The sequence below is a fragment of the Sphingomonas sp. GW822-FHT03G08 genome, from assembly GCF_058801135.1.
This window is the reverse complement of sequence record NZ_JBXAMZ010000001.1, coordinates 2,447,724-2,473,674: the sequence shown is the minus strand read 5'-3', so window position 1 is coordinate 2,473,674 and position 25,951 is coordinate 2,447,724. Positions and strand designations below refer to the sequence as shown.

The window sequence follows — 25,951 nt, the reverse complement described above, 5'->3', positions numbered from 1 at the left end:
TGGACATGAAGACGTTGAAGATCGCGATTACCATGGGTGCGCTGCTGATCTCGGGCCAGGCGCTGGCGCAGAAGGCCGGCCAGACCCGCGCCGAGGCGCAGGCGGCATCGGCCAAGAAGTTCAAGAACCTCGACACCAATGGCGACGGCAAGGCGAGCCCGGCGGAGCTGCTGGCGTTCATGACCAAGGCAGCCGAGAAGCGCGGCGAGACGATGGACCAGGCCAAGGTCGATCGTCGCTTCAAGCGGCTCGACACCAATGGCGACGGCAGTGTCAGCGCCGACGAGCTGGCGGCCGAGGACCTCGCCAAGTTCGACCGGGCCGATGCCAACAAGAATGGCTTGATCGACGCGGACGAAGCCGCGCAGTGATGCACTGGCGCCTTGCCCGCTGGTTATAGGCGGGCAAGGCGCGGTTCCTTGACCCCGTGCCCGCACCCACCCCATGCTGCCGCGAAATGCGGGACGCTGGGGAGAAGAAGATGGCCGCGACGGGACGATACTGGCCGCTGCTGGCCGCCGGCGCGCTGCTCCTGCCCGGTGCGGCCAATCCCGCGCCGTCCCCCGCTTCCCATGCCGCCGCGCGCCATGTGCAGCTGGCCCCTGCCTTTGCCGAAGTCGATGCCTGGGTCGGCAAGGCGTTTCCCGGTGCGGTGCTCGCGGTCGGTCAGCATGGCAAGCTGCTGGCCGTGAAGGCGTTCGGTCATATCGACAGCGAAGCGGGCGCGCCGGCGATGCCCCGCAATGCGATCTTCGACCTGGCGTCGCTCACCAAGGTGGTGGCGACGACCAGCGCGGCGGCGCTGCTCTACGATCGCGGGCGGCTCGATCTCGATGCGCCGGTGCAGCGCTACCTCCCCGAATTCGCCGGCACGCCGGGGCACGAGGCGATCACCGTGCGGCATCTGCTCAGCCACAGCTCGGGGTTCAAGGCACCCGCTGGGGTGCTGTGGGGCAATGCCAGCGACCGCGCCGGCATCCTGCGCCAGATCCATACCATGCCGGTCGGCAGCCCGCCGGGGACGGTCTATGTCTATCAGGACTTCAACCTGATCCTGGTCGGCGAGATCGTCGAGCGTATCGCCGGGCAGCCGCTGGACAGGTTCCTGAAGCAGGAGCTGTTCGGGCCGCTCGGCATGAAGGACACGGGGTTCAACCCGTCGCCGAAGCTTATGTCCCGGATCGTGCCGACCGAGCAGGACGACAAGTTCCGTCACCGGCTGATGCGCGGGCAGGTGCATGATGAGAATGCCTATGTGATGGGCGGCGTTGCGGGCCATGCCGGGCTGTTCTCGACCGCGGTGGACCTGGCCAGGATCGGGCAGCTCTATCTCAATTACGGCCGCTGGCATGGGCGGCAATTGCTCAAGCCCGAGACGGTGAAGCTGTTCATGCAGCCCCAGGGCCTGCCCGCCGGGAGCAGCCGCGCGCTGGGCTGGGACATGCCTTCGGAGAAGGGATTCACGGGGCCGCTGGGCTCGCCTCGCGCGATCATCCATACCGGCTTTACCGGCACGTCGATCTATATCGATCCGGACCGCGATGCGTTCATCATCCTGCTCACCAACCGGGTGAACCCGACCCGCAACAATGCCGAGATCTTCAAGGCGCGGCCGGCGATCCACACCGCCGTGCTGACGGCGCTGGATGCGGCGAAGTGAGGCGGCTGCTAGTCCTGCTGGCGTTGCTGATGGCGATGCCGGCAGCGGCACAGGTGCGTACCGGGATCGATGTGTTGCAGCAGACCGGCTTCGCGCAGCTGCGGGAAGCGGCCGCGCGGCATGGCGGCAAGCTGCGGGTGGCGATCCTCGCCAATCCGATCAGCGTCAACCGTGAGGGACGGCGGACGATCGACGTGCTGCGCAGCAAGGGGCAGGCGGCGGTGCCGGGCATGGTGGTCGCCAAGCTGTTCAGCGGCGAGCACGGCATCAATGCGCTGACCGACGACATGGACATCGACGACAAGGTCGATGCGGCAAGCGGCCTGGAGATCGTCAGCCTCTATGGCCGCACCGATGCCGAGAAGCGGCCAAGCGCGGCGCAGCTTGCCGGGATCGACGCTGTTGTGATCGACCTGCAGGATGCCGGCGTGCGCTACTGGACCTTCCAGACGCTCACCAAATATTTCCTCCAGGCCTGTGCGGCGAACGGCGTGGAAGTGATCATACTCGACCGGCCGAACCCGCTGGGCGGGCTGGCGGTGCAGGGGCCGGTCTCGACGCCGGGGCGCGAGGACTACACCAATGCCCATAGCGAGCCCATGCGCCCGGGCATGACGATGGGCGAGCTGGCGACCCTGTTCAACGCGGAGGACAGGATCGGCGCCAGGCTGACCGTGGTTCGGATGACCGGCTGGAAGCGCGCCGACTGGTACGACCAGACCGGGCTGCTGTGGATCAACCCCTCGCCTAACCTGCGCAGCATAACGCAAGCCACGGCCTATGCCGGCACGGCCTTGCTCGAGGGTACCAATGTCAACATCAAGGGGCCGGGCGAGGTCCCGTTCCTCCGCTTCGGCGCGCCCTGGATCAAGGGTACCGAGCTGGCAGCCTATCTGAACGCGCGGGCGATCCCCGGTGTGCGCTTCCTGCCGGTCACCTATGTGCCGGCGAACGACAAGCTGTATCCCTTTGCCGGCCAGCGCGTGCAGGGCGTCGAAGTGCTGCTGCTCGACCGTGACCGGATCGACGCGCCGGCGCTGGGCGTCGAGGCAGTCGCCGCCTTGTGGAAACTCTATGGCGCCACCTTCCAGATCGAGAAGGTCGACCGGCTGCTGCGCAACCGCGCGGTGCTCGACCAGATCAAGGCGGGCATGGACCCGAGGAAGATCGCCGCCGGCTGGCAAGCCGAGCTGAACCGCTTCAAGGCGCGGCGCGCGCGCTACCTGCTGTACTGAGGACCGCGATGCACCTGCCTTTCAGCCTGACCGACTGGGTCGTCATCCTCCTTTACTTGACGGTGCTGATCGCGGGGGGCTGGCTGTTCACGCCGCGCCATACCGGCACGGCGAAGGAGTATTTCCTCGCCGGCGGCAACGTCCCCGCCTGGCTGGCTGCGATCTCGGTGCTTTCCGCCACGCAATCCGCCGCGACATTCCTCGGCGCGCCGGATTTCGGCTACCATGGCGACTTCACCTATCTCGGCACCAATCTGGGCGGGCTGATCGGCGCGATCTTCGTCGCCCATGTGCTGATCCCGCGCTTCTACGCGGCGCGGGTGACGACGGTGTACGAGTTGCTCGGCCAGCGCTTCGGGCCGCTGGCGACGCGCTGGGCGGGCGGCATGTTCCTGTTCGGCCGGGTGCTGGCGGGCGGCGCGCGCATCTACCTTGCCGCCATTGCCATCGCGATGGTGATGACCGGCACGGTGAGCGCGCAGGGCATCTTCATCGCCGCCACCCTGCTTGTCGCCGCAGCCTTCCTCTCGACCTTTGTCGGCGGGCTCAAGTCGGTGCTGTGGATCGACCTGATCCAGTTCGTGATCTTCGTCGGATCCGCGATCGCGGTGCTGGTCTATCTGCGTTCGGGCATCCCGGCGACCAATGCCGAGATCCTCCAGGGGCTTGCCCATGCGCCCGACGGCGCCAACAAGCTGCGGCTGTTCGACCTGACCACCGACTTGTCCAAGCCTTTCTCTCTGCTCGCGATTGTGACCGGCATCGCGCTGCTCTACATCGCGTCCTCTGGGCTCGACCAGGACACCACCCAGCGCCTGCTTGCCTGCAAGGACGCGAAGACCGGTGCGCGCAGCCTGTACTGGTCGGTGATCGCGACGGTGCCGGTGGTGGCGCTGTTCATCACGATCGGGCTGCTGCTCCATGTCTTCTACGACCGGCCCGAGCTGATGGGCGGTGCGACGGCGGGCGCAAGCCTTGCCTTTGGCGGCGAGAAGATCAGCATCTTCATGCACTACATCCTCACCCAGCTGCCGCCCGGCCTGCGGGGGCTGGTGACCGCCGGGATCATCGCCGCGGCGGTGGCGACGACCAACTCGGCGCTCAACGCGATGTCGTCGGTGCTGATCGAGGACTTCTACCGGCCGTGGCGCGCGGGGCGGAGCGAAGTGTCCGAGCATCACTATGTCCAGGCCGGGCGCGCCGGCATGGGCGTGATCGGCGTGGCGATGCTGATCGTCGCGGTGCTGTCCTTCTACTGGCAGCATTATGCCCAGCTCGGGCTGCTCGAATTCGCGCTGTCGGTGATGGTGTTCGCCTATGCCGGGCTGATCGGCGTCTACATGACCGCGATCTTCACGCCGCGTGGGACTACCGAATCGGTGATCGCCGCGCTGATCGCCGGCTTCTTCGTGGTGCTGCTGCTCCAGCCAAAGATCGCGGGCACGATCGGCCTGCCCGGGGCGCTGGCGCATCTTGCCTTCCCGTTCCAGCTCTGCATCGGCAGCGCGGTTGCGTTCCTGGTCGCGGTCGCGCCGCCGGGCAGAACCGCGGATCAGTAGATCGCGGGGGAGTCGCTTGCGGGGAAGCTTTCCTCGAGTGCTTCGTCGAGCTCACGGTCGAGCTGCTGGGCGCGCTCGTCGATCGGCAGCTGGCCCGCCAGCCAGAGCGCCAGGTTGCGCACATAGTTGCGGACCGACGCCTGGGCTTCCTGCGATGCGGCCAGCGCATTGCCGGGCGCCTCGCTGACGAAGGTCGGGCAGCCCTTGGCGGGATCCCAATTGTAATCGGCGAAATGATGGAAGGTCGATTCCGCCCAGGCGGGGCCGCCCTGATCCGAAGGCTCGAAGGCGACGGCGATGTTGAATGCGTTGCCGCTGACCTTGCTGGTGCTGATCGCGACGACGCGGGCCGAAGGATCGTCCGCGGGCGCGCCGACGGCGCCTTCATGCGGGTGCGAGGGAAGGTAGCGGATCAGGCCGCCGGGGGCGTCATCGTCGCGCAGCACCGGATGGGCATCGCCGAGGATCGCGATCTCCTGGAAATCGCCGTTCGCGCCCGAATGATAGTTGGGCCAGGAGATATAGCTGGTCTCGCGATCGTCGATCACCCGACGGGCCTCGTCCGGATCGAGATGGTGGGTGTGGAAATAATGCGCCGCGCCGACGCCGCCGAGCGAGCAGACCGAACAGCCCAGATCCATATGGTCACGCGTCACCATCAGGCCGCGGCCCTTTTCGCGGAAGCGGCTGATCGCGGCGCAATCCGCCTCGGCCAGTCCGTCGCCGGTATCGACCGCGAACAGCCAGAGCTGGTCGAAATCGGAATCGTCGAGCGTCGAGAGCACCGGGTCGGGCGTGCCGGGGGGCGTGCGATCGCGCGCGGTCACCTCGAACAGCGGCGCGCCGTCCTCGCCGGTCAGGCCGGCAAGATGCGCGTGGAGCATCGAGAAGCGGCGGATGTTCCAGTCATCCTCGACCGGCGGGATCGTGGTCTGGAGCAGGATCTTGATCGGCGACGCCATGTTGAACTCCCCAAGCAGCATCTCTGGAATATCACGCCGCCCCGGAGCGCTCCAGCACTCCGAAAGAGTTACTTGACGCGCATCGGCAGGCCGGCGACCACCAGCATCACTTCGTCGGCGATCGTCGCCACGGCCTGGTTGATCCGCCCGGCGGCGTCGCGGAAGCGGCGGGCAAGGGCATTGTCGGGGACGATGCCGAGGCCGACTTCATTGGCGACGAGGATCAGCGCTCCGTCGAACCGGGCGATGGCTTCGGCCAGCGCTACGGTGGCGGCATCCATATCGGTATCGGCGAGCAGCAGGTTGCTGGCCCAGAGCGTCAGGCAATCGACCAGCACCACCGCGCTGGTGCCGCTCGCCGCATCAAGCGCGGCGACGAGGTCGCGCGGAGCATCCACCGTCTGCCAGCGGGCGTCACGGTCCGCGCGGTGGCGGGCGATGCGATCGGCCATCTCCTCATCCCATGCCTCGGCGGTGGCAATGAAGACATGGCGGCCGGCGAGCGCCTCGGCGCGCTGCTGGGCGTAGCGGCTCTTGCCCGAGCGGGCGCCGCCTAGGACGAACAACCTGGTCATCGGGCCTCCCGGGCAAGCTGGAGCAGCGCGTCCACATCAGCGTGGCGCTCGAGTTCGCCGGCGATCTCGTCGAGCGCGGCATCGACATCGGCCTGATAGTCGCGCCCCGCGCCGGCCACGCCGATCCGGGCGAGCAATGCCGTGCGCATCTCGGGCGTGGCGAGCAGGCCATGGAGATAGCTGCCCATCACCGAACCGTCGCGGCTGACCGCGCCTTCGGGGCCGAGCCCGTCGAGATCGGCGAAGGGACGGGCAGTGTCCAGGCCGGTCGTTTCGCCCATATGCATCTCATAGCCGGTCACCGGCGCGCCGAGCGCGGTGCCGCTGGCATGGCGCAGTATCTTGGCGGGGGCGAGGCTGGTCTCGACATCGAGCAGGCCGAGACCGGCGACTTCGCCCGACGGCCCCTCGATTCCCAGCGGATCGGCAACCGTGCGGCCGAGCATCTGGTAGCCGCCGCACAGGCCGAGCACCGCGCCGCCGCGGCGATGATGCGCCAGGATGTCGACGTCCCAGCCTTGGGAGCGCAGGAAGGCGAGGTCGGCGACCGTCGCCTTGGAGCCGGGTAGCACGACCAGCGCGGCGTCTCCCGGGATCGGCGTGCCGGGCGGGATCATGACCAGTTCGACGCCGGGTTCGAGCTTCAACGGATCGAGGTCGTCGAAATTGGCGATGCGCGGCAGGATCGGGCACGCGACCAGCTTGCGCCATTCCCCGCGCGAGGCGGTGCGATCGAGAATGACGGCGTCCTCGCTCGGCAGGCGGACGGTGGCGGGCAGCCAGGGGATCACCCCGAAGCCGCGCCAGCCGGCGCGCTGCTCGATCGCGCGATAGCCATCCTCGAACAGCGCGGGATCGCCGCGGAACTTGTTGATCAGGAAGCCGCGGATCATCTCCGCATCCTCGGGCTCGATCACCGCGCGGGTGCCGACGATCGCCGCGATCACGCCGCCGCGATCGATGTCACCCACCAGCACCACCGGCACATTGGCGGCGCGGGCAAAGCCCATATTCGCAATGTCGCCGGCGCGCAGGTTGATCTCCGCCGGGGAGCCGGCGCCTTCGACCACGACCAGGTCGCATTGCTCGCGCAGGCGCTGGTAGCTCTCCAGCACCTCGCCGATCAGGCTGCCGCGCGCCTGGCGGAAATTGCCCGAGCCGAGCGTGCCGCGCACCTTGCCTTGCACGATCAACTGCGAGGTGCGATCGGCCTGGGGCTTGAGCAGCACCGGGTTCATGTCGGTATGCGGCGGGACCCGGCAGGCGATGGCCTGCAGCGCCTGGGCGCGGCCGATCTCGCCGCCATCGCTGGTCACCGCGGCGTTGTTCGACATGTTCTGCGGCTTGAACGGGCGTACGGTGAGCCCGCGATTGGCGAAGGCGCGGCAGAGCCCGGCGACCAGCACCGACTTGCCGACATCGGAGCCGGTGCCCTGCAGCATCAGCGCGCCCATGCGACAACTCCCGCGATGATCCAGAGCAGCAGGCAGGCGCGGACATAGAGGTGCAGCGCGCGGGCGATGTCTCCAGCGTTCGCGTCGCTGCGGCCGTCGCCGATCCAGGGTTTGTTCTGCACCGCGCCGTCATAGGCGATCGGGCCGGCCAGGCGCAGCCCCAGGGCGCCCGCCATCGCCGCCTCGGGCCAGCCGGCATTGGGCGAGGCATGTTTGTGCGAGTCGCGTAGCAATGTCCGCCAGCCCCCCGGCGCGGCGAGGCAGAGCAGCAGGCCGGAAAGGCGGGCGGGGATCAGGTTGAGCAGGTCGTCGCTGCGCGCCGCCGCCCAGCCGAATGCGCGCCAGCGCTCCTCGCGGTGGCCGATCATCGAGTCCGCGGTGTTGATCGCCTTGTAGGTCCACACCCCGGGCAGGCCGAGCAGCAGCAGCCAGAAGGCGGGAGCGACGACGCCGTCGCAGAAACTCTCGGCCAGGCTTTCGATCGCGGCACGGGCGATGCCGGGCGCGTCGAGCTGTTCCGTGTCGCGGCCGACGATCTTGCCGACTTCGCGGCGGGCTTCGGGCAGGGTGCCTGCTGCCAGTGCCCGGGCGACCGGGCGGACATGGTCGAACAGGCTGCGCTGGGCGAGGGCCGGCCAGGCGAGCAGCGCGACGGCGAGCCAGCCCCAGGTGCCGAGATGGCGCAGCAGCATGCTCTGGATGAGCCAGGCGGTGCCACCGATCAGGATGACGAGCAGCAGGACCGTCAGGACACCGAGTGTGCGCCGCGCTGCGAAGCCGCGCTCGCGGCGGTTCCAGAGCTTCTCGCAGGTGCCGATGATCGCCGCGAACAGGCCGACGGGATGGCCGATCCGGCGGTAGAGCTTGCCGGGCCAGCCCAGCGTGGCGTCGAGCGCGAGCGCGGCGAGGGCGATCGGCTCAGCCACGGAGCGCCGCTTCGAGCCGGGCGAGTGCTTCGCCCGTCGAGGGCAGGCCGATGCGCAGCCAGCGGGGCTGCTCGGCGAAGGGGCGGGTCAGGATGGCGTGGCGGGCGAGCTGCTCGAACAGCGCAATGCCGCTCGGCACTTCGATCAGGCGGAAGAGCGGGCAGGCGCCGATCGCGGCGTGTCCGGCAGCGGCAAGCACGGCGTCGAGCGCGGCGGCGTCATTCCTAAGCCGAGCGCGCATGGCCTCGGTCCAGGAGCGATCGCGATAGGCCGCGGTGCCGATCGCGATCGCGGCAGCGGAGACCGGCCAGGCGCCAAGAGCCGCGCGGATCGCTTCGAGCATCGGGCTGGGGCCGAGGACGAAGCCGAGCCGTACGCCGGCCAGCCCGAAGAACTTGCCGAAGGAGCGGAAGATCATCAGCGGCCGGGCATCGTCGATATGATCGGCGAGGCTCAGCGCGGGGTCGGCATCGGCAAAGGCTTCGTCGAGCAGCAGCCAGGCGCCGGGATCGCGACGGTCGAGCAGGCCGCGAAGCTGCGCGGACGAAAGGGCGCGGCCGTCGGGATTGTTGGGGTTGGCGAGGATCACCGTGCCGGCACCGGCCGCGTCGAGTGTCGTCCGGATTGCGCCGGCGATCATCTCGCCATGGGTGCGATAGGTCGGCGCGACATAGTGCGCGCTGCCGCCGACAAGGCCACCCGCGAGCCGCAGCCCGATTTCGGTGCCGGGCACCGCGCAGACATGGCGCGGGTCGACCTCGAAATAGTCGGCGGCGGCGGCCTCGAGTCCGGCCAGTTCATGCCGCTCCGGCAGGCGCTGCCAGTCGATGGCCAGGGCGTTGGTGCCGGGCCAGGGGTGGGGGTTGATGCCGGTCGAAAGATCGATCCAGTCCTCGCCGCCGAAATGCCTGCGGGCGGCTTCCATGCCGCCGCCGTGCCAGGTCCAGCTGGCGCTCATGCGAAGCGGACCAGCAGCAGCGCGGCGAGCAGCAGGCCGGTTTCGGTCAGCTCGATCCCGGCGCCGTGGCCGTCGCCCGATATGCCGCCAAGCTTGCGCCACAGCCAGGCCGCCCAGCCGAACCACAGCAGGGGCGCGGCGATCAGGCTCGGCGAGAACCAGCAGGCGGCGAGCAGCGCCACGCTCCAGATCGCCAGGTCGAGCGGGCGCACCGCGTCGCGGAAGCGCGAGGCGAGGCCGGCATGGAGGTCGGGCAGCCAGCGCGTCCAGAACAGCGGGGCGATGCGCGCAGCAAAGGGGATCGGCACGATGGCCAGCCAGGCACTCGTCGCGACCAGGGCGTGAAGCAGTATCAGCTTGGCGATGAGCTGCACGCCGATCGCCACCGCGCCGAAGCTGCCGATATGCGGATCGGAGAGCACCGCAAGGACGCGGTCTCGGTCCTTGTGCGCGGCGCCCGCCGCATCGGCGATGTCGCCGAGTCCGTCGAGATGCAGCGCGCCGGTGACCGCTACCCACAGCACCAGCCCGGCGAGCGCACCGCTCCAGGGATCGATCGCGGCGCCGAGCCAGCATCCGCCCGCGACGAGGGCACCGATGATCAGGCCGACCGCCGGGAACCAGCGCATCGACGCGGCGAACTCGGCGCCGCTCACCGGCAGGCGTGGAGTCGGGAGTCGAGTCAGGAACTGGATCGCGACGATCAGGCCCTTCATGTGACGAGCCCGGAAATCTGGGCGCTCGGCTTCTCGCCCGGCCATACGCGCAGCGAGACCAAAGCCGCATAGGGCAGGTCGAAGGCCCAGAGCTTGTGCTGGCCGAAGCCGCACAACAGGTGCAGCGCCGCGCGGATCGCGCCGCCATGGGTAACGACCAGCGTGGGCGAGGGTTCGAGTGCGGCAATCGCGGCGGAGACGCGCGCGACCAGCTCCGACCAGCGCTCGCCGCCGGGCGGCGGATTGGCGTCGGGGTCTTCCCAGAAGCGCAGCATCGCGCCGGACTCGACCTCGTCCGGCGCCAACCCGTCCCAGACCCCGAAATCGAGTTCGCGCCAGCGCGGGTCGACAGCGGGCCAGATCCTGCCGGCGTCGGCGATCGCGGCGGCGGCGTGGCGCGCGCGCTGGAGATCGGAACTGACGATGCGCTCAATATCCAGACCGGCAGCACGCGCGACGCAGGCGGCGATCCCTTCGGGTGTCGATCCGCAATCGGTGCGCCCCATCAGCCGTCCGGGCAAAGCCGGTGCACCGTGGCGCAGCAGATGCAGTGTCCAGGGCGTCACAGCTTGGCGGCGACCTGTGCCTCGGCAAATGTCGCCATCTGGTTGTGCGCGGCCAGTGCGGAGCGGATCAGGTTCACCGCGAGCGCTCCGCCGCTGCCTTCGCCGAGCCGCATGCCGAGTTCGAGCAGCGGGTCGAGGCCGAGCCTGGCGAGCAGCCGGACATGGCCGGGCTCCGCCGAGACATGGCCGGCGATGCAATGATCGGTGATCTCGACATTGTCGGCCGCGAGCGGGGCCACGGCCGCGCTGCTGATGAAGCCGTCGAGCACCACGGGGATGCCGAGCTGCCGGGCGTGCAACACGGCACCGGCGATCGCCGCGATCTCGCGCCCGCCGACCCGGCGCAGCGTCTCGAAGGCGTCCGCCGGCCCATCGGCGTGGAAGGCGCGTGCACGCTCCACGACCGCGGTCTTGCGGGCGATACCTTCGGCATCGACGCCGGTGCCCGGGCCGATCCACTCTGCCGCGGTGCCGCCAAAGGCGCGCAGGCAGAGCGCGGCGGCGGCGGTGGAATTGCCGATGCCCATCTCGCCTACGGTGAGCAGGTCAAGGTCGTTGCCCACTACGGCTGCACCGGCGTTGAGCGCGGCAAGGCACTCGGCCTCGGTCATTGCCGGGGCGATGGTGAAATCGGCGGTGGGGGTGTCGAGATCGAGCGCGGTCACTTCGAGCTCAAGGCCGGCCGCGCCGGACAGGGCGTTGATCGCCGCGCCGCCGGCCTCGAAATTGGCGACCATCTGGACGGTCACGCTGGCCGGGAAGGCACTGACGCCGTGGACGGTCACGCCGTGGTTGCCGGCGAAGATCGCGGTACGGGCGCGCTTGATAGTGGGGCGCGGATTGCCCTGCCAGCCGGCGATAAAGACCGCGAGCTCCTCGAGCCGGCCGAGCGAGCCTGCCGGCTTGGTCAGCTCGGCCTGGCGGGCGCGCGCCGCAGCGATGGCGCCTTCGTCCGGAACACAAAGATCGGCGAGCGCGACACGGAAATCGGCGGGCGAGGCGAAGATCATTCTGCGACGAATCCTGGGGGCGGGGTGCGCGTGATGAAATGGCCCTTAATTCCCTCGGGCCAGGCGGAATAGGGGACACGGCCATGCTCGCTGGCTGCATAGTGCACGGCATAGTCGAGAATGGCGCGTGCGCTGTCCTCGTCGGGCGTGAACCGGCCCAGGACATAGCCGACCTTGTCGGGCGCGCGCAGATGGACGGTGCAGTGATCGGTGCAGGCGAACAGACACGGCATTTCCTGCACTGCGACACCGGCATAGCGCGGATCCTTCGCCTGCACGGCCCGGAGCGCCGCAACCAGCCGGGCGCCGCCGCGCACGCCTGCGCCATCCTCGCGGGAGTCCGCGGAATGGCGACAGGTGTTGCAGGCGACGACCGCCGGGCCGTCCGCGACGCGGGTAAGCATCAGGCGGTGGCCAGCTTGCCGCCCGGCGCCGGCACCCCGAGCGCGACCAGCAGCCGGTAAAAGGCATAGAGCCCGATCAGGATCGCACCGTTGCGCAGGAACTGGTCGAGCGAATAGCCGGGGTGAAGCGTGATTGCCACGCCGCCCAGCATCGCCGCCCAGCACAGGGTGACCAGCTTGCCGGCAACGAACGCCGCGACATAGGCGATGGCCAGTTTCGCGACGGTCGATTGGATTCGGAGCTGGCCGAGCGCGGCATAGGCGCCGATCGCCGATCCGGCCGCCGCGGTGCCGAGCCCGACGCCCCAGAGGAGCGTCTTGGGGTCATGCGGATAGTGGAGGAACAGGAAGCCGACCGCCTGGTTGGCGCCCCAGGCGGCGAGCGCCAGCGCGATCCCGTCGCGCCGGCGCATATGCACTGCCGCCAGCGCGGCGAGCGCCGCAACCGGAGCCGTGCAGGCAAGAGCGAAACTGGTCGCCATGCTCGCCAGGGTAAGCAGCATGATCCACAGCGTGGATGCGCGTGCCTGCGTCATATTGCCTTCTCCCATCAGAAGCGCCCGCGGATGCCGGCATAGATGCTGCGGCCCAGCGTGCCGTAGCGATAGGCGGTCATGTACTTCTCGTCGAACAGGTTCTCGGCGCGGGCGAACACGCTGAGATTGTCACCGGCCTTGAGCTCGGCGCGCAGGTCGACCAGCGTATAGTCGTCGAGCCTGGTGGTGTTCGCCGCATTGTCGAAGCTGTGGCCGGACCAGCGCACCGCCGCGGCGGTGGTCAGGCCGAACGGGAAGGCATAGCTGATCGAGCCGTTCGCGGTGTTCTGCGGGCGGCGCGGCAGCCACTTGCCGAAGGTCGCGGTGCCGGCCGAGCGATCCTCGGCGACGGTCCAGCTGTAGTTGCCGTCCAGGGTGAAGCCGCCCAGGTTGAGCGCGCCCGAAGCCTCGATGCCATGTGCTTCGGCACGCGAGACGTTCGAATAATAGCCGAAACGGCGCACGGTGGTGCTGCCCGGCACGAAGCAGAGCGGCACGGTCGAGGTCGTGGTGCAGCTGTTGAAGATGATCTGGCTGGTGGTCTTGCGCTCGAACCAGGTCGCGCCGAACACCAGCTTGCGGCCGAACAGCTGCTGCTCGACGCCGGCTTCCCAGCCCTTGGCCTGTTCCGGGTCCAGCGCAGTGTTCCCGTATTCGCTGAACTGCTGGTACAGCGAGGGCGCCTTGAAGCCTTCACCGTAGTTGGCCCGCAGGATTGTACCGGTCGGCAGGCGCCACACGCCGCCGGCCTGGAACAGGGTCTGCCCGCCGAAGCGGCTGTGATCGTCATAGCGGATGCCGCCGTTCAGGGTCAGGCCGGTGATCGGCTCGACGCTGAGCTGGGCATAGGCGCTGGTCAGCTCGGCCTCGCCGCGCGCAAAGGCCGGCAGAGGCGTTGCCAGCGACGCGGCGGGCGAGCGGCTGCGGAAGTCCGAATTCTCGTTCTCGACGCCGAACACCGCGGAGATCTGCTTCGTGAAGGCGAAGCTGCCCTGGTACTCGAAGCGCTTGTTCTTGCCGTCGGACTCGAAGCTCAACGGGCGGGCGCGGGTCGGGCCGTAGCTGTCGCGATCGGTGTCGGTATAGGCATAGGCGAAGCGGTTGCGGAAACGCCCGTCGAGCAGCGACAGGTTGATGCCCGCATAGCCGACAAACTCCTCGTTGGTCGAATAGTCGCTATTGTCGCCGCTGGTCGAATCGATCTCGGTACGGCCGTTCGAATAATAGCCGCGGACCTCGACGCTCAGGTTGCTGGTGAGCGTCAGCTCGGCGCGGCCGCTGGCGCTGCTGTTGGTGTAGCCATCGGCTTCCTTGCCGCCGAATTCAGGGGCGATCGCCGAGATGCCCGCGGTGGTGAAGCGCTGGCCGCCGATGCGCCAGGCGAGCGGGCCGGTCTTGCCGCCGATCGCAGCGCGGGCGCTGACCGTCTCGCGCGAGCCGGCCTCGATGTCGAAGCTGCCCTCGAGCGGCTTTTCGGGCGTGGCGGTGACGATGTTGACCACGCCGCCGATCGCCTGGCTGCCCCAGAGGATCGACTGGGGCCCACGCAGCACTTCGATGCGCGCGCTGTCACCGATCAGCATGTTGGCGAAGTTGTAGCCGCCGCCGGTGGCCGCCGGATCGTTGAGCTTCACGCCATCGATCACCACCACGGTCTGGTCGGATTCGGCGCCGCGGATGCGCAGCGAGGTCGAAGTGCCATAGCCGCCGTTGCGCGAGATGCTGATGCCGGGCGTGCGGAGCAGGAGTTCGGTCGCGCCGACATCCTGGCTGCGATCGATCGCGGCCTTGTCGAGCACGGTGATCGAGGCGGGAACCTGGTCGATGTTCACCGGCGCGCGGGTGGCGGTGACGACGATGTCGTCGTTGCTCTCGGTGGCGGCGGCATCGGGTGCGGCGGCCTGCTGCGCGAAGGCGGCGGGAGCTGCGGCGAGGGCGAGAACAGAAACGGAGAGACGGAAAACGGACTTCAGCATTATTCGACCCAATCGACATGCCGGGTACGCGCGGACGCTGCCGGGGCCATTGGGCGCGCACGACAGCGTCCGCGCATGCGCGCGGCCAACCTTGTCGTCGCTCGGGTTCACCCCCGTCCGTCCGGCACACCCTGTCCGCACGAAAGACGACCACGACGGGCAGGTCTCCTGGCTCGCGGGTCGATGCCGGTCGGCCGCCTTCTCGGGCTGCAACACCCAATGGCAAATGGCCGATGACTCACCGCTTACAGTTGCAGGGGCAGCCGGGGTTTTCCCGTTCCCTTTTCATCCCCGTCTCCGGGGAACCTGTCGCGGCGCTGCCCTTAGGCGGCCTTCATCCAGACGACAAGCGCGAAGCGTGCCTTGTCGGCCGGCAGCGTGCGGTGCGGCGTGAAGCGATCGAGGAACAGGACGGTGCCCGCCGGACATTCGGGCTGGAGCCGGGGCATGCCGGCGATCGCCTCGTCGGTGATCCGAAGGCCCTGGTCGGTCTCGCTGGCGAGCGGCGCGGGCTGGCGGCCGGGGATGATCTCCAGCCCGCCATTGCCGGGCCCGGCGTCGCAGAGCGGGATCCAGGCGGTGGTCCAGACCTGCCCGCACGAGGTGCCGTCGTCGCGGGCAACGTCCGAGTGCCAGGCGTGGCGGTGCTCGGGGAAGCTGGCGATGCTGGCGCGGATACGGACGACCTTGCCGGCCAGTTCGCGCTCGCTGAGCCGCTGGGCCTCGGCGAGCAGGCGCGGATCGTTGGCGATCTCCTGCAGCCTGGGGCCGCGATGCGCATCGGTGCAGATCGCGACGCGCAGCAGGTTCGCCTGGCTGCGGTCGCTCGCATAGATCCGGTCGAGCCGTTCGGCGAGCGGGACGTCGGGGCAGCTCTTGTCGAAGGGCAGGTAGAAGGCGTGCGACAGCCGGTCGATATGCTCGGCGATATCGGCCTGTGCGGCCTCGACCAGCGCGCGATCGAACAGTGGCAGGGCGGCATAGCCCTGTTCGCGGTAGAAGGCGGGATCGGTCATCGGCTGCGGCCCAAAGTGGTGATCGTCGGCCAGTCGCCGCTGAGCTCTACCTTCGCCTCGATGCCGTAGACCGACTTGAGATTGGCGGAAGTGAGAACTTCGGCGGGCGTCCCGTCGGCGACGACGGTGCCGCCGTCGATCAGCACCAGCCGGTCGCAGTAGCGTGCGGCCATGGTGAGGTCGTGGAGCACCGCGATCACCAGACCGCCGGCGCGGGCCTCGGACTGGAGCAGCTCCATCACGTCGATCTGGTGACCGGGATCGAGGCTGGCGAGCGGCTCGTCGGCGATCAGTGCGGGGGCTTCCACCGCGAGCGCGCGGGCGAGGAGGACGCGGGCGCGCTCGCCGCCCGAAAGCTCGGTGGCGGGGCGGTCGCGCAAGCCCCCGACATCGGCGCGCGCCATCGCCCGCTCGATCGCTGCGGTATCGGCCTCGCCGATCCGCGACATCGGCGCGAGATGCGGCAGGCGGCCAAGCTCGACCAGCCGCTCGACGGTGAGCGGCCAGTGCAGCGTCTGGCCCTGGGGGAGATAGGCGACACGCCTGGCCAGTTCCGCGCGCGCCATGCTCGCGACGTCGGCGTCATCGACAAGGATGCGCCCGCTATGCGGCACCAGCGCCAGCATCGCGCGGGCGAGGGTGGACTTGCCCGCACCATTGGGGCCGACGATGCCGGTGAGCGTGCCGGGCACGAAGGCTGCGCTGGCGTTTCGGACGACATGGCGCTTGCCGAGCGACACGCCGACCTGTTCGAGACGAATGTTCACCACAGGCGGCGCTCCCGCATCAGGTGGATCAGGAAGACCGGTACGCCGAGGAACGCGGTCACGACGCCGAGCTTGAGCTCGTTCTTGGTATCGATAAGCCGCACCGCGAGATCGGCGAAGGTGAGCAGGGCGGCGCCGCCGATCGCGGAGGGCAGCAGGATCGCCGAGGGGCTCCGGTCGGTGAGCGGGCGGACGAGATGCGGGACGATCAGGCCGACAAATCCGATCGCGCCCGATACCGCGACCGCGCCGCCGACGCCGATCGCGGTGCCGAGCAACAGGCGGATGCGGGTGCGCTGGATATCGACGCCGAGCGCCTGGGCGCCGTCCTCGCCGAGCGTCAGCGCATCGAGCGCGCGGCCGTCCCAGAAAAGCAGCAGCGCACCGATCGCGATGCAGGGATAGGCGATCCAGACATGTTCGAACGAGCGGTTCTCCAGGCTGCCGAGCAGCCAGGTCATGATCTCCATCGCCGCGAAGGGATTGGGCGAAAGGTTGAGCGCCAGGCTCACGCCCGCCGTGGCCAAGGTGGCGATGGCGATGCCGGCGAGGATCAGGGTGAGCGGGCTTTCCGAGCGTCCGGCAAGTGCGGACAGGCCGACCAGCGACAGCAGCGCGCCAAGCACCGCCAGTACGGGGAGTACGATCGGATGCAACTCGGCCAGCCCGAAATAGAGCGCCGCCACCGCGCCGAGCGACGCGGCGTTTGACGTGCCGAGCACCGAAGGCTCGGCGAGCGGGTTGCGCAGATACCCTTGCAGCGCCGCGCCGGCCAGGCCGAGCATCGCGCCGACGCCGAGGCCGAGCAGCATGCGCGGCAGGCGCAGTTCGAGCAGGATGGTGGAGGCGATGCGGTCACCATGCCCGGTAAAGGCGGCGAACATCCGGGCGAGTGACAGATGGACCGGGCCGAACAGCAAGGATCCGATCGCCGCGACGAGCGTGAGAGCGAGCAGGCCGCCGATCAACAAGGGACGGGATAGGGTCATCGGGCGTGGGTCCGATCCTGATAGCGGATAAGTTGGGTCGCCATCCCCTGGGCCGCCTCGACATAGGCGGGGCTGCCGCACACGGTCCATGCCTGGGGGATGGAGATACGGGGGATGTTGGCGATCGCCGGATGGTGGAGCATCTCGGTGCCCTGGTCGGCGATCTTGTCGGTGGCGCTCTCGACGATGAGGTAATCGGGGCCGGCCGCGACCATCTCCTCGAGGCTGAGCTGCGAGAGCGGCGGCTTGTCGAGCTTCGCTGCCAGGTTCACCAGTCCCATGCGCTGCATCAGGTCGTCGATCAGCGTGCCGGTGCCGGTCATGAAGCCGCGGCGCTGGTAATAGGCCGCGACCTTGCCGCCGCCGGGCTTGCCGATCCTGGCCAGCGCCGCCTGCATCCTCGCGACCAGTGCTTCACCGCGCTCGGGATGGCCGACCGCCACTGCTGTCTGGCGGATCGAGGCATAGATCTCATCGACCGTATTGGCGGTCTCGAGATCGAGCATGTTGTACTTGTGGCCCTTGAGCGCGCGCATCGCCGCGCTGCGCTTCGCCGGCATGCCGACGACCAGGTCGGGATCGATCGCAAGGATTTGCTCGGCCGAGTTCTTGAGCACCGGCAGACCGCGCGCCTTCATGGCCTCGCCCGACATCTCGGTGTCGGTGGCGTTGCGGGTGAGTCCGGCGATCTGGTTGCGATCGGCGAGCGCGAGAACGAGCTGATCGGCACACAGGTTGAGCGAGACGATCCGCTCGGGCTTGGTCGAGGGCGGCGCGGATGCGGGGGCGCTCGCCCAGAGCGCCGCGCCGCCCAGGGCGAGCAGCGGCAGGGCCAGGAGCTTGGCCGGAGCCATCAGAACTCGATCCCCGCCTGTGCCTTGACGTTCTGTTCACGGAAGGGGTGCTTCACCTGCGCCATCTCGGTGACGAGATCGGCGGCGTCGATCAGCGCCTGGGGGGCGTTGCGACCGGTGATGATGACATGCTTCATTGCAGGCTTCGCGGCGAGCGCCTCGAGCACTTCCTCGGTCGGCAGATAATCGTAGCGCAGCACGATGTTGAGCTCGTCGGCGATCACCATCGCGTATTCGGGATCGGCGATCATCCGCTTCACTTCTTCCCACGCCTCGCGCGCCACCGCGATGTCGCGGCTGCGGTCCTGCGTGTCCCAGGTGAAGCCCTCGCCCATCGGCTTGAATTCGATCAGGTCGGGGAAGCGGTCGAACACCGCCTTCTCGCCGGTGGCCATCGCGCCCTTCACGAACTGCACCATGCCAACCTTCATGCCGTGCCCGATCGCACGCACGGCCATGCCGAGCGCGGCGGAGGTCTTGCCCTTGCCCGGCCCGGTATGGACGATGATCAGGCCCTTCTCGACCGTCTTGGTGGCAAGCTTCTTGGCCTGGGCGACCTGAAGCTTCTTCATCTTGGCATTATGCTCTTCGTCGGTGCGCTGCTTCACGGCCGCTTCCCCCTGATGCTTCAGAACGCCACGCGGACGCCGCCATAGACGGCAGCACCCGGGGTCGCGAAGCTGAACACTTCCTCATAGTTCACGTCGAACAGGTTCTCGACGCGGCCGAATACCGAAAAGCGATCGGTCAGCTTGTACTGCGCGTTGAGATTGACCAGCGTGAAGGGCTTGAGCGACACGCGCACCGGCACATAGCTCGGGTCGGTATAGGCGACGTCGTCGATCCGGCCATTGTAGCGCACGGTCAGCGTGGTCGAGAAGCGCTCGTCCTTGCTGAAGAGCGTGGCGTTGAAGCTGGCAATGTCGCCGGGGCGGCGGACTTCGGTGACACCGTCCTCGGTAGCATCAAGATGCGTATAGACCGCCTCGATCTGCACTTGCCGGATCGGGCGCAGGCTGGCGGTGACTTCCACGCCGTGCTGCTTGGAATCGGTGGCGCGGTTGGCCGGCGTCGCGGTGTAGTTGGGCGCCGGATAGCTGGTGTAGATCTCGTCGGTCAGCTTAGAATCGAACCAGGTCGCGCCGATCACGGCCTTGCCGTCCCAGAAGCTCTGGTCGACGCCGACTTCCCAGCCCTCGGACTTCTCCGGCTTCAGGTCCGGATTGCCGATATAGGTGCCGCTCGAATAGCCGTAGAGCTCGTAATAGCCGGGGTTCTTCACGCCGGTGCCGTAAGCGGCGTGGACGCGCGTGTCGGTCGGCAGGCGATAGCCGGCCTGAACGCGCCAGGTGGTGGTGTCGGCGAAGCGGTTATTGTCGTCGTAGCGTATCGAGGCACCGCCGGTGAAGCCGCCCGCGGTCAGCTCATACTGGCCGACCAGGCCCAGATTGTCGGTGTCGCGGCGGCCGCGGAACGCGTCATAGGGCGAGCCGGTGGACGGCGCGATGTTCTGGAACTGCTCGCGCTCCCAATCGACCGCACCGGTCAGCCGGTGGCTGATCGCGTCGGTGCCGAAGCGGAAGCTCGACACGAAGGATCCCTTGTAGCGCTGGCCCTTGTCGCCATAGTTGAAGCCGAAGGCGTTGTAGCCCTTGCGCGTGGTGTCCGAGAACTGGCCGGAGAGCGTGTTGGTCCAGCGCCCGTCGAGCGCGGTCAGCTCGGCGCTGAGCAGGCCGTAAAGCGCTTCGTTGGTGAAATAGGTGCCGGGGCTGTCGATCGTGTAGCCGAAGCTCGGGCTCGCCGGATTGGCATCGGCATCGTTGGTCTCGGCATCGGTATAGCTGTAGCGCAGCACGCCGCTCAGCTTGAAATTCTCTGCCGGGGTCCAGTTCAGCTTGGTGGTCGCGCCGACATTGTCCGAGCCGATGTCGCGGCTGCCGCCGCGCGCGGTGGGATAGCCCTTGGTGTGGTACCAGCTGCCCGACACGGCATAGTCGAAGTCGCCCGAGGCGCCGGCGGCGCGGGCCGCGGTGCTGATCGTGCCGAACGAGCCGCCTTCGATGCGCGCGCTGTAGCCCGGCGCCTCGCGACCCGAGAGCGTGATGTAGTTGATTACGCCGCCGATCGCGTCCGATCCGTAGAGCGAGCTCTGCTGGCCGCGCAGCACTTCGACGCGCGCCGCCGGATCGGCGATCAGCGTGCCCAGGTCATATTCGCCATAATAGGGATCGGCCGCCTCGATCCCGTCGATCAGGACGAGGACGTGGTTGCTCTCCGAGCCGCGGATGCGGATCTGGGTCTGGCCGCCGATCGCGCCGATCCGGCTGACCGAGACGCCGGGCACGTCGCGCAGCACGTCGGAGACGATGCGGGTCTGGCGCTGGTCGAGCTGCTGCGCGGTGATCACCGTGGCGGAGGCGGGCAGGTCCTTGAGTTCGGTGCCTTCGCCCGAGCGCGAGGCGGTGACGACAATCGTATCCTGCGGGTCGCTGGCCGGGACCGCGTCTTGGGCGAAGGCCGGCGTGGCGGCGGCGATCGCGAGCAGCGAGACGAAACTGGTCTTCAACATGGGTAGTCCCCCCGGCGCCCGTGCAACGAGGGCGGGGGCCTGCCGCGAACGGCCGGTGCGAGACGCGAGGCGGGCGCTTGTTCGCCGTCGCGCACGTACCGAAGCGGCCCCTGCCGCTTGGTTCGTCGCTCAGACGGAGAGATACCGTGCCCTGGCCATCCCCTGGACCAAAGCAAGAGCGACCGTTGCGCCGGCAGGTCTCCTGGCTCGCGGGTCAGGGCGTGATGCACGGCCTTCCCGGACCGATGGTCCAGTGGCTGCTCCCTCGATTGGGGAGCCAGTGCATCGCGCTCGCCGCTTACAGTTGCAGGGACAGCCGCGGAATTGGACGGAAGGCCCGTCCGCACCGCATTCCCGTTTAAGCCCCTTTCGGGGCACCGGCGCGATCTTGTCGTGGAGGGCGTGTGCCCTCCACGGCGCGGCGCATAGGGCAAATGGAACGCCGCGCCAAGCCGCTCAGCACTCCGGATCGGTGCAGCGGGTGACGATCGTGCCGTCCGCCGTCTTCGCTGGAGCCTCGGGAATGAGGACCGTCTTCGGCTTCGGCGTCTCGGTGGCGACGGGCAGCGGAGTGAGGATGGGCGCCGGGCTCGGCGCGGCGTCGGGCGTCGGCGAAACGATCACGGTGCCGCTCTTTGCCGGCGCATCGGCGGTGCGTGCGAGGAACAGCATCAGGCCGGCTATGCCCGCCAGCGGCAGCAGCCAGAGCAAGTGTTTGCGGATCAAGGGCGATCTCCATGCGGAAGCGCTCCGGCGGCGGGACCCGCCGCCGGAGCGTTCGTTCGGTCAGGGCAGGGTGTTGCCGATGCTGATGACGTGGAGCCGCCCGCGATTGGCGTCGATCTCGGTCGGTGCCGCGGCGTAGATCACGTCCTCGGTCGTCGACTTGAGGATGCCCGAGATGCGGGTCACCGCGCTCTGGGCCGGCGCGACCTGGTGTACTGCCCAGGTCGGGCTTTCCGCCGCCATCAGGCCACTGCCCAGCACGGTGAAATAGACCCGCGCCCGGGTGCCGTTGTGCGTGGTCTCCACGGCGGCGGGCACGTCGTTGTTCGCCGTGTAGATCTTCACCCGATCGACCCAGGCGCCGTTCCAGCGCACGCGGTAGACGTCGAAGTTGTACGCGTTGGTGCCGCCGGCGGTGCGATAGCGATAGGCGATGCTCGGCCGGGCATATTGATCGACGGTGAGTCCTGCCGCCTGGATGCCGACGCCGTCGTTCGAGTTGTTCCACACCTCGCCGGTGCCCAGCCCCTGGAACAGGACATTGGCGGTGGTGCGCGTGGCCGGGGCACTGAGCGCGACGCCGTTCGCGGTGCGGAATACGCCGGCGGCGACATCGTACTTCAGGTAGGAGCCGTAGTGGCGCAGCGAGCGCGGCGTGCCATAGGCCCATTCGAAGGCGATATGGACGTTGCCCGCATCGTCGATCTTCAGGTCGTCGGGATAGACGTAGTTGGTGTTCTCGCGCGCGAAGATGCCGATCTTCGACCAGCTGTTCGCGGCATTGTCCCAGCGATAGAGCTCGCCCTGGCCGGCATTGTTGTAATGGTTGCGGATGATCAGGAAGATGTCGCCATTGGGCGCATCCTCGGCGATTGGATAGGTTGCGCCGACAGTGCCCGGCATGTCGCTGATGCGGCGCAGCATTCCGGTGGGATCATTGGGTGCGCTCGAGCGGAAATAGCGCCAGTCGTCGACATGATGATCGGTCCAGACATGGATATAGCCGTCTCCGTCCACCGCGATCGTCGGCTGGTCATGCCCGACATCGTCGGCATGGCTCCAGACATTGCCGTTCTCGTCCTTGAGATAGTCGATCGTCCAGGCGCCGGTGCCGGTCTTCACACCGATCTTGATCTTGTGCGTGCCGGCGGTATCGCCCGGCGCGTTGAACGCGACATAGGTGGTGTTGCCCTTCACCACCATCGGCCGCCACCAGGCGGCGGCATTGGAGGAATCGGTCTCGGCCGGTACCGTGTCCACGACCACCTGGGCCTGGGCGGTGGCGGGCGTCAAAAGGGCAAGCGGGCACAGCAACGCTGTGCTGGCAATCAAGCGCAAGCGCATGGCATTCTCTCCTGATTTTAGTTTTGGTTACTCGGTACGCGTCTCCTTGGACCGGGTGTGTCGGGCGGATCAGCCGCCCGTCAGGTCAATCGCGAAAAGCCCGCCGCTGGCGGGGAAAGCCTCGAGCTGGGCAGGCGAAAGCCGCATGCGCGAGCTTGTTGCGTAGAGCGTGTCGCCAGCCAGCGCGGCGCTGCTGAGATTGGGTGCCGGCACCGGGATGCTGCGCAGCATGGCGCCGTCGGGCGCCAGCTCGGCGATACAGCCGCCGCCCCACATCGCGACGAAGAAACGGCCATTGGCCGCGCGGGTCATGCCGTCGGGCTTGCCGGGCACGTTCATGAAGTCGCTGACGATCACCGGCTCACCGAGCATCCCGGCTTCGATATCGGCAGGATAGGCGATCAAGGTGCGCGAGAGCGTGTCGATGACGAACAGCGTCTTGCCGTCTTCGGAGAAGGCCATGCCATTGGGAACGCCCAGGCCTTCCGCCACGCGGCGCGGCGCGGCTTCGGGGCTTGGCGCGTGGAAGATTGCGCCGCGGCCCGCCAGGATCGCCTTGTGCATCGTCCCGCCCCACAGGCCGCCTTTGGGATCGACGGCCAGGTCGTTGAAGCGGCATCCGGCGCCGATCTCCGCAACGGGTCCGGTAGTACCGGCGAGGGTGCAGAAGGCGCTCTCGAGCGTGCCGGCGATGCGGTCCTCGGGCAGCGGGGCGAGGCCGAAGACGGGTTGGTCGGTCGGTTGTTCGGTCGCCTGGCCTTCGGTTAAGCGATAGATTCGGCGGCGCACCGGATCGGTCCAGGTGACGGTATCGCCCTGCACTACCGGGGACTCGCCGATGATCGCCTGCGGGTTGGCGAGCAGCAGCGCGCGCGGGGCGTGCCGGATGGCGCGGACCAGCGCACGGGCGCGGCCGCCGACCTCCTCGGCGGAGCGGCCCGGCTTGTAGAGATCCGATCCGATGCCGAAGCCGCTGCAGCCGGCCTCCCGCAATGTCGGGATATTGGCCGGGCCGACGCCGCCGACCGCCAGCACCACCACATGCTTAGGCAGCACCGTGCGCAGCGCGGCGATGTCACCTTCGCGCCCGGCGGCAGGGAAGAACTTAAGGTGGCGCGCGCCGGCGGCGAGTGCGGCGAACGCTTCGCTCGGCGTTGCGCAACCGGGCAGCGGAACCAGGCCGAGATTTAGTGCCTCCCCGATAACCGCGGCATCGACATTGGGCGAGACACAGATCGCCGCGCCGCATGCGGCCAGCTTTCGTACCTGCTCCGGATCGGTGACGGTCCCCGCCCCGATCGCCATCCGGTCGCCGAACTGGCGGCAGAGCAGCGCGATCGTGTCGAACGGGTCGGGCGAATTGAGCGGGACTTCGGCGACACGGATTCCGGCATCGTAGAGCGCGCCGACCACCGCCACCGCTTCCTCCACGCGCAGGCCGCGCAGGATCGCGACGATCGGCAGTTCGGCCAGCGCCGCATCGAGCCGGGCGGCCGCGCCGTCGCTCATCCGATGCTAGCCCGGTGGATCGCGCGGAAGCCGAGAAGACAGGCGCGGCGCGATTCGACGAGTTCGCTCTCGATGCCGACCGAGCCGAGCGCGGCGGCGTAGAGGCGGGAAAGCGGCCCGTTACCGATCAGCGGCACCACGGCACCGCCCATATCGGGGAAGGCCGCCATCGCATCGGCGATCTCCGAACCGATCAGCAGTCCGCGGATATAGGATGCGGCGTCGGCACGGCTGAGCGCGCCGCGGATCACGCGGGCGCGGGCGCCGAAGAGGAGGCTCGACAGCCCAAGCCCGCCGGCACGGCCGCGTGCGACTCCCTCGCGGAATGCCGGTCCGTCCGCCGCCTCGCCTTCGACGATCGAGGCGAGCAGCCCCTGCGCGGTCAGCCGGTCGAAGATCTCGCCGGACATGGCGGTGAGGAACTCGCCGATGCGTCCATTCTCGCGTCGCACCCATTTGGTATGGGTGCCGGGCAGCGCCGCGACGCCGTCGCCGGGAGCCAGCTCCATCAGGCCGAGCAGTTCGGTTTCCTCGCCGCGCAGGATGTCCGGCGCGGCGTCGAAGTCGCGGTTGCAGGCGATGCCAGGTACGATCCGCACCGGGCTGTCGCCGATCTCCACCGGGATCGTCGCACGGGCGAGGTCCGCCATGCCGGCCGGTGCAATCGCATAGGGCGCCTCGGCCCAGCCGATATTCGATCCGATCATGCCCGATGCGTAGATCGGGCCGTGATCGGGCCAGCGCGCGGCGAGTGTCGCCATAACCTCGGCCATGCCTTCCCGGCTCAGCCCCGCAACGCCCTTCGCCGCGACGATCTCATCGACCACGGTCCCGTCGCCCGCGATGCGCCAGGCGCGGAAGTTCGAGCTTCCCCAATTGACGCCGACAATCTCGGCATCAGCGGCGTGTGACACTTGCACCTCCGTCCAGGGGATGAATGGCCCCGGTGATCCAGCTCGCCCGATCCGAGGCGAGGAACAGCGCCAGCTCCGCAACGTCCTCGGGCGTGCCGAGGCGGCCAAGCGGATGGCGCAAGATATTGGCGGCACGCGCGGCTTCAGGATCGGCCGCGCGATCGAAGGAGTCCTGCAGCAACGGCGTATCGACCGAAGCCGGAGCGATTGCGTTGACCCGGATCCCATCCGGCGCGAATTCGAGCGCGGCGGTGCGCGTCAGGCTCTCGATAGCGGCCTTGGATGCGGCATAGGCCGCAAGCGTCGGCGTCGCGAAATCGGCGTTGATCGAGGAAAGCAGCAGGATCGACCCGCCGCCCCGCGCCCGCATCGGAGGCACGGCATGGCGCAGCAACCGCACGGCGCCGATCACGTTGACATTGTAGATGTCGGCCCAGGCGGCGGTGTCGGTGTCGATCACGCCGCCATGCACCGAGATCGCGGCGGCGTGGACGAGGATGTCGATCCCGCCCAGCCGCGCCACCGCTTCGGCCACGTCCGCATCCGAGCGAAGATCGGCGACCAGCGCCTCGTCCGCATCGGATGCCGGCCGAAGATCGAGCCCGACGACCCGGGCGCCGGCAGTGCGGAGCCGCCGGGCGATCGCCGCACCGATCCCGCTCGCGGCGCCGGTGACCAGCGCCGTGCGTCCGGCCAGTTCGCTATCGCTCACCTTCGATCTCCTCC

General features: G+C 68.6%; 26 protein-coding genes and 2 riboswitches. Of the genes, 4 read left to right on the top strand and 22 right to left on the bottom strand.

Annotation, left to right across the window (positions count from 1 at the left end):
- Nucleotides 1–5: 5 nt before the first annotated feature.
- The 4 genes from AC1RJ5_RS11410 (at nucleotide 6) to AC1RJ5_RS11395 (ending at nucleotide 4,454) form a co-directional block, all read left to right on the top strand.
- Nucleotides 6–371 (top strand): EF-hand domain-containing protein, encoded by a 366-nt coding sequence (locus AC1RJ5_RS11410; RefSeq protein ID WP_493113397.1) that lies wholly within the window; start codon nucleotides 6–8, stop codon nucleotides 369–371.
- Between the two features lie 110 nt (nucleotides 372–481).
- The gene (locus AC1RJ5_RS11405; protein ID WP_493113395.1) at nucleotides 482–1,660 is read left to right on the top strand and encodes a serine hydrolase domain-containing protein; all 1,179 of its coding nucleotides are present in this window, start codon (nucleotides 482–484) and stop codon (nucleotides 1,658–1,660) included.
- A complete protein-coding gene (locus tag AC1RJ5_RS11400; RefSeq protein WP_493113393.1) occupies nucleotides 1,657–2,895 on the top strand; it encodes an exo-beta-N-acetylmuramidase NamZ family protein in 1,239 nt (412 codons plus the stop codon). The genes AC1RJ5_RS11405 and AC1RJ5_RS11400 overlap by 4 nt, the downstream gene beginning before the upstream one ends.
- Nucleotides 2,896–2,903: 8 nt before the next feature.
- Complete coding sequence (locus AC1RJ5_RS11395; RefSeq protein WP_269573790.1) at nucleotides 2,904–4,454, top strand: sodium:solute symporter; 1,551 nt, start codon at nucleotides 2,904–2,906, stop codon at nucleotides 4,452–4,454.
- Here AC1RJ5_RS11395 and AC1RJ5_RS11390 read toward each other — a convergent pair.
- The 22 genes from AC1RJ5_RS11390 to AC1RJ5_RS11285 form a co-directional block, all read right to left on the bottom strand.
- A complete protein-coding gene (locus AC1RJ5_RS11390) occupies nucleotides 4,448–5,416 on the bottom strand; it encodes a hypothetical protein (RefSeq protein ID WP_269573791.1) in 969 nt (322 codons plus the stop codon). The genes AC1RJ5_RS11395 and AC1RJ5_RS11390 overlap by 7 nt on opposite strands.
- Nucleotides 5,417–5,484: 68 nt before the next feature.
- Nucleotides 5,485–5,991, bottom strand: coding sequence for a bifunctional adenosylcobinamide kinase/adenosylcobinamide-phosphate guanylyltransferase (cobU, locus tag AC1RJ5_RS11385; RefSeq protein ID WP_493113391.1), 507 nt, complete (start codon nucleotides 5,989–5,991; stop codon nucleotides 5,485–5,487).
- Complete coding sequence (locus tag AC1RJ5_RS11380) at nucleotides 5,988–7,445, bottom strand: cobyric acid synthase (protein WP_493113389.1); 1,458 nt, start codon at nucleotides 7,443–7,445, stop codon at nucleotides 5,988–5,990. Before AC1RJ5_RS11380 ends, cobU begins: the two co-directional genes overlap by 4 nt.
- A complete protein-coding gene (gene cbiB / locus AC1RJ5_RS11375; RefSeq protein ID WP_493113387.1) occupies nucleotides 7,433–8,371 on the bottom strand; it encodes an adenosylcobinamide-phosphate synthase CbiB in 939 nt (312 codons plus the stop codon). The genes AC1RJ5_RS11380 and cbiB overlap by 13 nt, the downstream gene beginning before the upstream one ends.
- Nucleotides 8,364–9,329: an aminotransferase class I/II-fold pyridoxal phosphate-dependent enzyme gene (locus AC1RJ5_RS11370; RefSeq protein ID WP_493113385.1), complete on the bottom strand. Its 966-nt coding sequence runs from the start codon at nucleotides 9,327–9,329 to the stop codon at nucleotides 8,364–8,366. Before AC1RJ5_RS11370 ends, cbiB begins: the two co-directional genes overlap by 8 nt.
- On the bottom strand, nucleotides 9,326–10,045 hold the full coding sequence (locus tag AC1RJ5_RS11365; protein WP_493113383.1) for an adenosylcobinamide-GDP ribazoletransferase: 720 nt from the start codon (nucleotides 10,043–10,045) through the stop codon (nucleotides 9,326–9,328). The genes AC1RJ5_RS11370 and AC1RJ5_RS11365 overlap by 4 nt, the downstream gene beginning before the upstream one ends.
- Nucleotides 10,042–10,611: a histidine phosphatase family protein gene (locus tag AC1RJ5_RS11360; protein WP_493113381.1), complete on the bottom strand. Its 570-nt coding sequence runs from the start codon at nucleotides 10,609–10,611 to the stop codon at nucleotides 10,042–10,044. Before AC1RJ5_RS11360 ends, AC1RJ5_RS11365 begins: the two co-directional genes overlap by 4 nt.
- Nucleotides 10,608–11,621: a nicotinate-nucleotide--dimethylbenzimidazole phosphoribosyltransferase gene (gene cobT / locus AC1RJ5_RS11355; protein ID WP_342248848.1), complete on the bottom strand. Its 1,014-nt coding sequence runs from the start codon at nucleotides 11,619–11,621 to the stop codon at nucleotides 10,608–10,610. The genes AC1RJ5_RS11360 and cobT overlap by 4 nt, the downstream gene beginning before the upstream one ends.
- A complete protein-coding gene (locus tag AC1RJ5_RS11350) occupies nucleotides 11,618–12,025 on the bottom strand; it encodes a DUF1636 domain-containing protein (RefSeq protein ID WP_342248847.1) in 408 nt (135 codons plus the stop codon). Before AC1RJ5_RS11350 ends, cobT begins: the two co-directional genes overlap by 4 nt.
- Nucleotides 12,025–12,561: a hypothetical protein gene (locus AC1RJ5_RS11345; protein ID WP_493113378.1), complete on the bottom strand. Its 537-nt coding sequence runs from the start codon at nucleotides 12,559–12,561 to the stop codon at nucleotides 12,025–12,027. Before AC1RJ5_RS11345 ends, AC1RJ5_RS11350 begins: the two co-directional genes overlap by 1 nt.
- A 14-nt stretch (nucleotides 12,562–12,575) precedes the next feature.
- Nucleotides 12,576–14,537, bottom strand: a complete 1,962-nt coding sequence (locus AC1RJ5_RS11340) for a TonB-dependent receptor plug domain-containing protein (protein WP_493113376.1) — start codon at nucleotides 14,535–14,537, stop codon at nucleotides 12,576–12,578.
- A 141-nt stretch (nucleotides 14,538–14,678) separates the two neighbouring features.
- A riboswitch (cobalamin riboswitch) is annotated at nucleotides 14,679–14,862 on the bottom strand.
- Entirely contained in the window at nucleotides 14,861–15,553 is a 693-nt protein-coding gene (locus AC1RJ5_RS11335) for a phytanoyl-CoA dioxygenase family protein (RefSeq protein WP_342248844.1), read from the bottom strand. It overlaps the preceding riboswitch by 2 nt.
- A complete protein-coding gene (locus AC1RJ5_RS11330) occupies nucleotides 15,550–16,323 on the bottom strand; it encodes an ABC transporter ATP-binding protein (protein WP_493113374.1) in 774 nt (257 codons plus the stop codon). Before AC1RJ5_RS11330 ends, AC1RJ5_RS11335 begins: the two co-directional genes overlap by 4 nt.
- Nucleotides 16,317–17,309 (bottom strand): FecCD family ABC transporter permease, encoded by a 993-nt coding sequence (locus AC1RJ5_RS11325; RefSeq protein WP_269573804.1) that lies wholly within the window; start codon nucleotides 17,307–17,309, stop codon nucleotides 16,317–16,319. Before AC1RJ5_RS11325 ends, AC1RJ5_RS11330 begins: the two co-directional genes overlap by 7 nt.
- Nucleotides 17,306–18,163 carry an ABC transporter substrate-binding protein gene (locus AC1RJ5_RS11320; protein WP_269573805.1) on the bottom strand — a complete coding sequence of 286 codons (858 nt, stop codon included), beginning with the start codon at nucleotides 18,161–18,163 and terminating at the stop codon, nucleotides 17,306–17,308. The genes AC1RJ5_RS11325 and AC1RJ5_RS11320 overlap by 4 nt, the downstream gene beginning before the upstream one ends.
- Nucleotides 18,163–18,771: a cob(I)yrinic acid a,c-diamide adenosyltransferase gene (gene cobO, locus AC1RJ5_RS11315; protein ID WP_269573806.1), complete on the bottom strand. Its 609-nt coding sequence runs from the start codon at nucleotides 18,769–18,771 to the stop codon at nucleotides 18,163–18,165. The genes AC1RJ5_RS11320 and cobO overlap by 1 nt, the downstream gene beginning before the upstream one ends.
- Nucleotides 18,772–18,791: 20 nt before the next feature.
- Nucleotides 18,792–20,732, bottom strand: a complete 1,941-nt coding sequence (locus AC1RJ5_RS11310) for a TonB-dependent receptor plug domain-containing protein (RefSeq protein WP_493113371.1) — start codon at nucleotides 20,730–20,732, stop codon at nucleotides 18,792–18,794.
- Nucleotides 20,733–20,907: 175 nt separating this feature from the next.
- Nucleotides 20,908–21,129: riboswitch (cobalamin riboswitch) on the bottom strand.
- A 59-nt stretch (nucleotides 21,130–21,188) separates the two neighbouring features.
- The gene (locus AC1RJ5_RS11305) at nucleotides 21,189–21,458 is read right to left on the bottom strand and encodes a hypothetical protein (RefSeq protein ID WP_269573808.1); all 270 of its coding nucleotides are present in this window, start codon (nucleotides 21,456–21,458) and stop codon (nucleotides 21,189–21,191) included.
- A gap of 60 nt (nucleotides 21,459–21,518) precedes the next feature.
- Complete coding sequence (locus AC1RJ5_RS11300) at nucleotides 21,519–22,802, bottom strand: BNR-4 repeat-containing protein (RefSeq protein WP_342249433.1); 1,284 nt, start codon at nucleotides 22,800–22,802, stop codon at nucleotides 21,519–21,521.
- A 69-nt stretch (nucleotides 22,803–22,871) separates the two neighbouring features.
- On the bottom strand, nucleotides 22,872–24,311 hold the full coding sequence (locus AC1RJ5_RS11295; RefSeq protein WP_493113368.1) for a 2-dehydro-3-deoxy-6-phosphogalactonate aldolase: 1,440 nt from the start codon (nucleotides 24,309–24,311) through the stop codon (nucleotides 22,872–22,874).
- On the bottom strand, nucleotides 24,308–25,225 hold the full coding sequence (locus tag AC1RJ5_RS11290) for a 2-dehydro-3-deoxygalactonokinase (protein ID WP_342249431.1): 918 nt from the start codon (nucleotides 25,223–25,225) through the stop codon (nucleotides 24,308–24,310). The genes AC1RJ5_RS11295 and AC1RJ5_RS11290 overlap by 4 nt, the downstream gene beginning before the upstream one ends.
- The gene (locus AC1RJ5_RS11285) at nucleotides 25,209–25,937 is read right to left on the bottom strand and encodes an SDR family NAD(P)-dependent oxidoreductase (protein WP_342249430.1); all 729 of its coding nucleotides are present in this window, start codon (nucleotides 25,935–25,937) and stop codon (nucleotides 25,209–25,211) included. The genes AC1RJ5_RS11290 and AC1RJ5_RS11285 overlap by 17 nt, the downstream gene beginning before the upstream one ends.
- Between the last annotated feature and the right edge of the window lie 14 nt (nucleotides 25,938–25,951).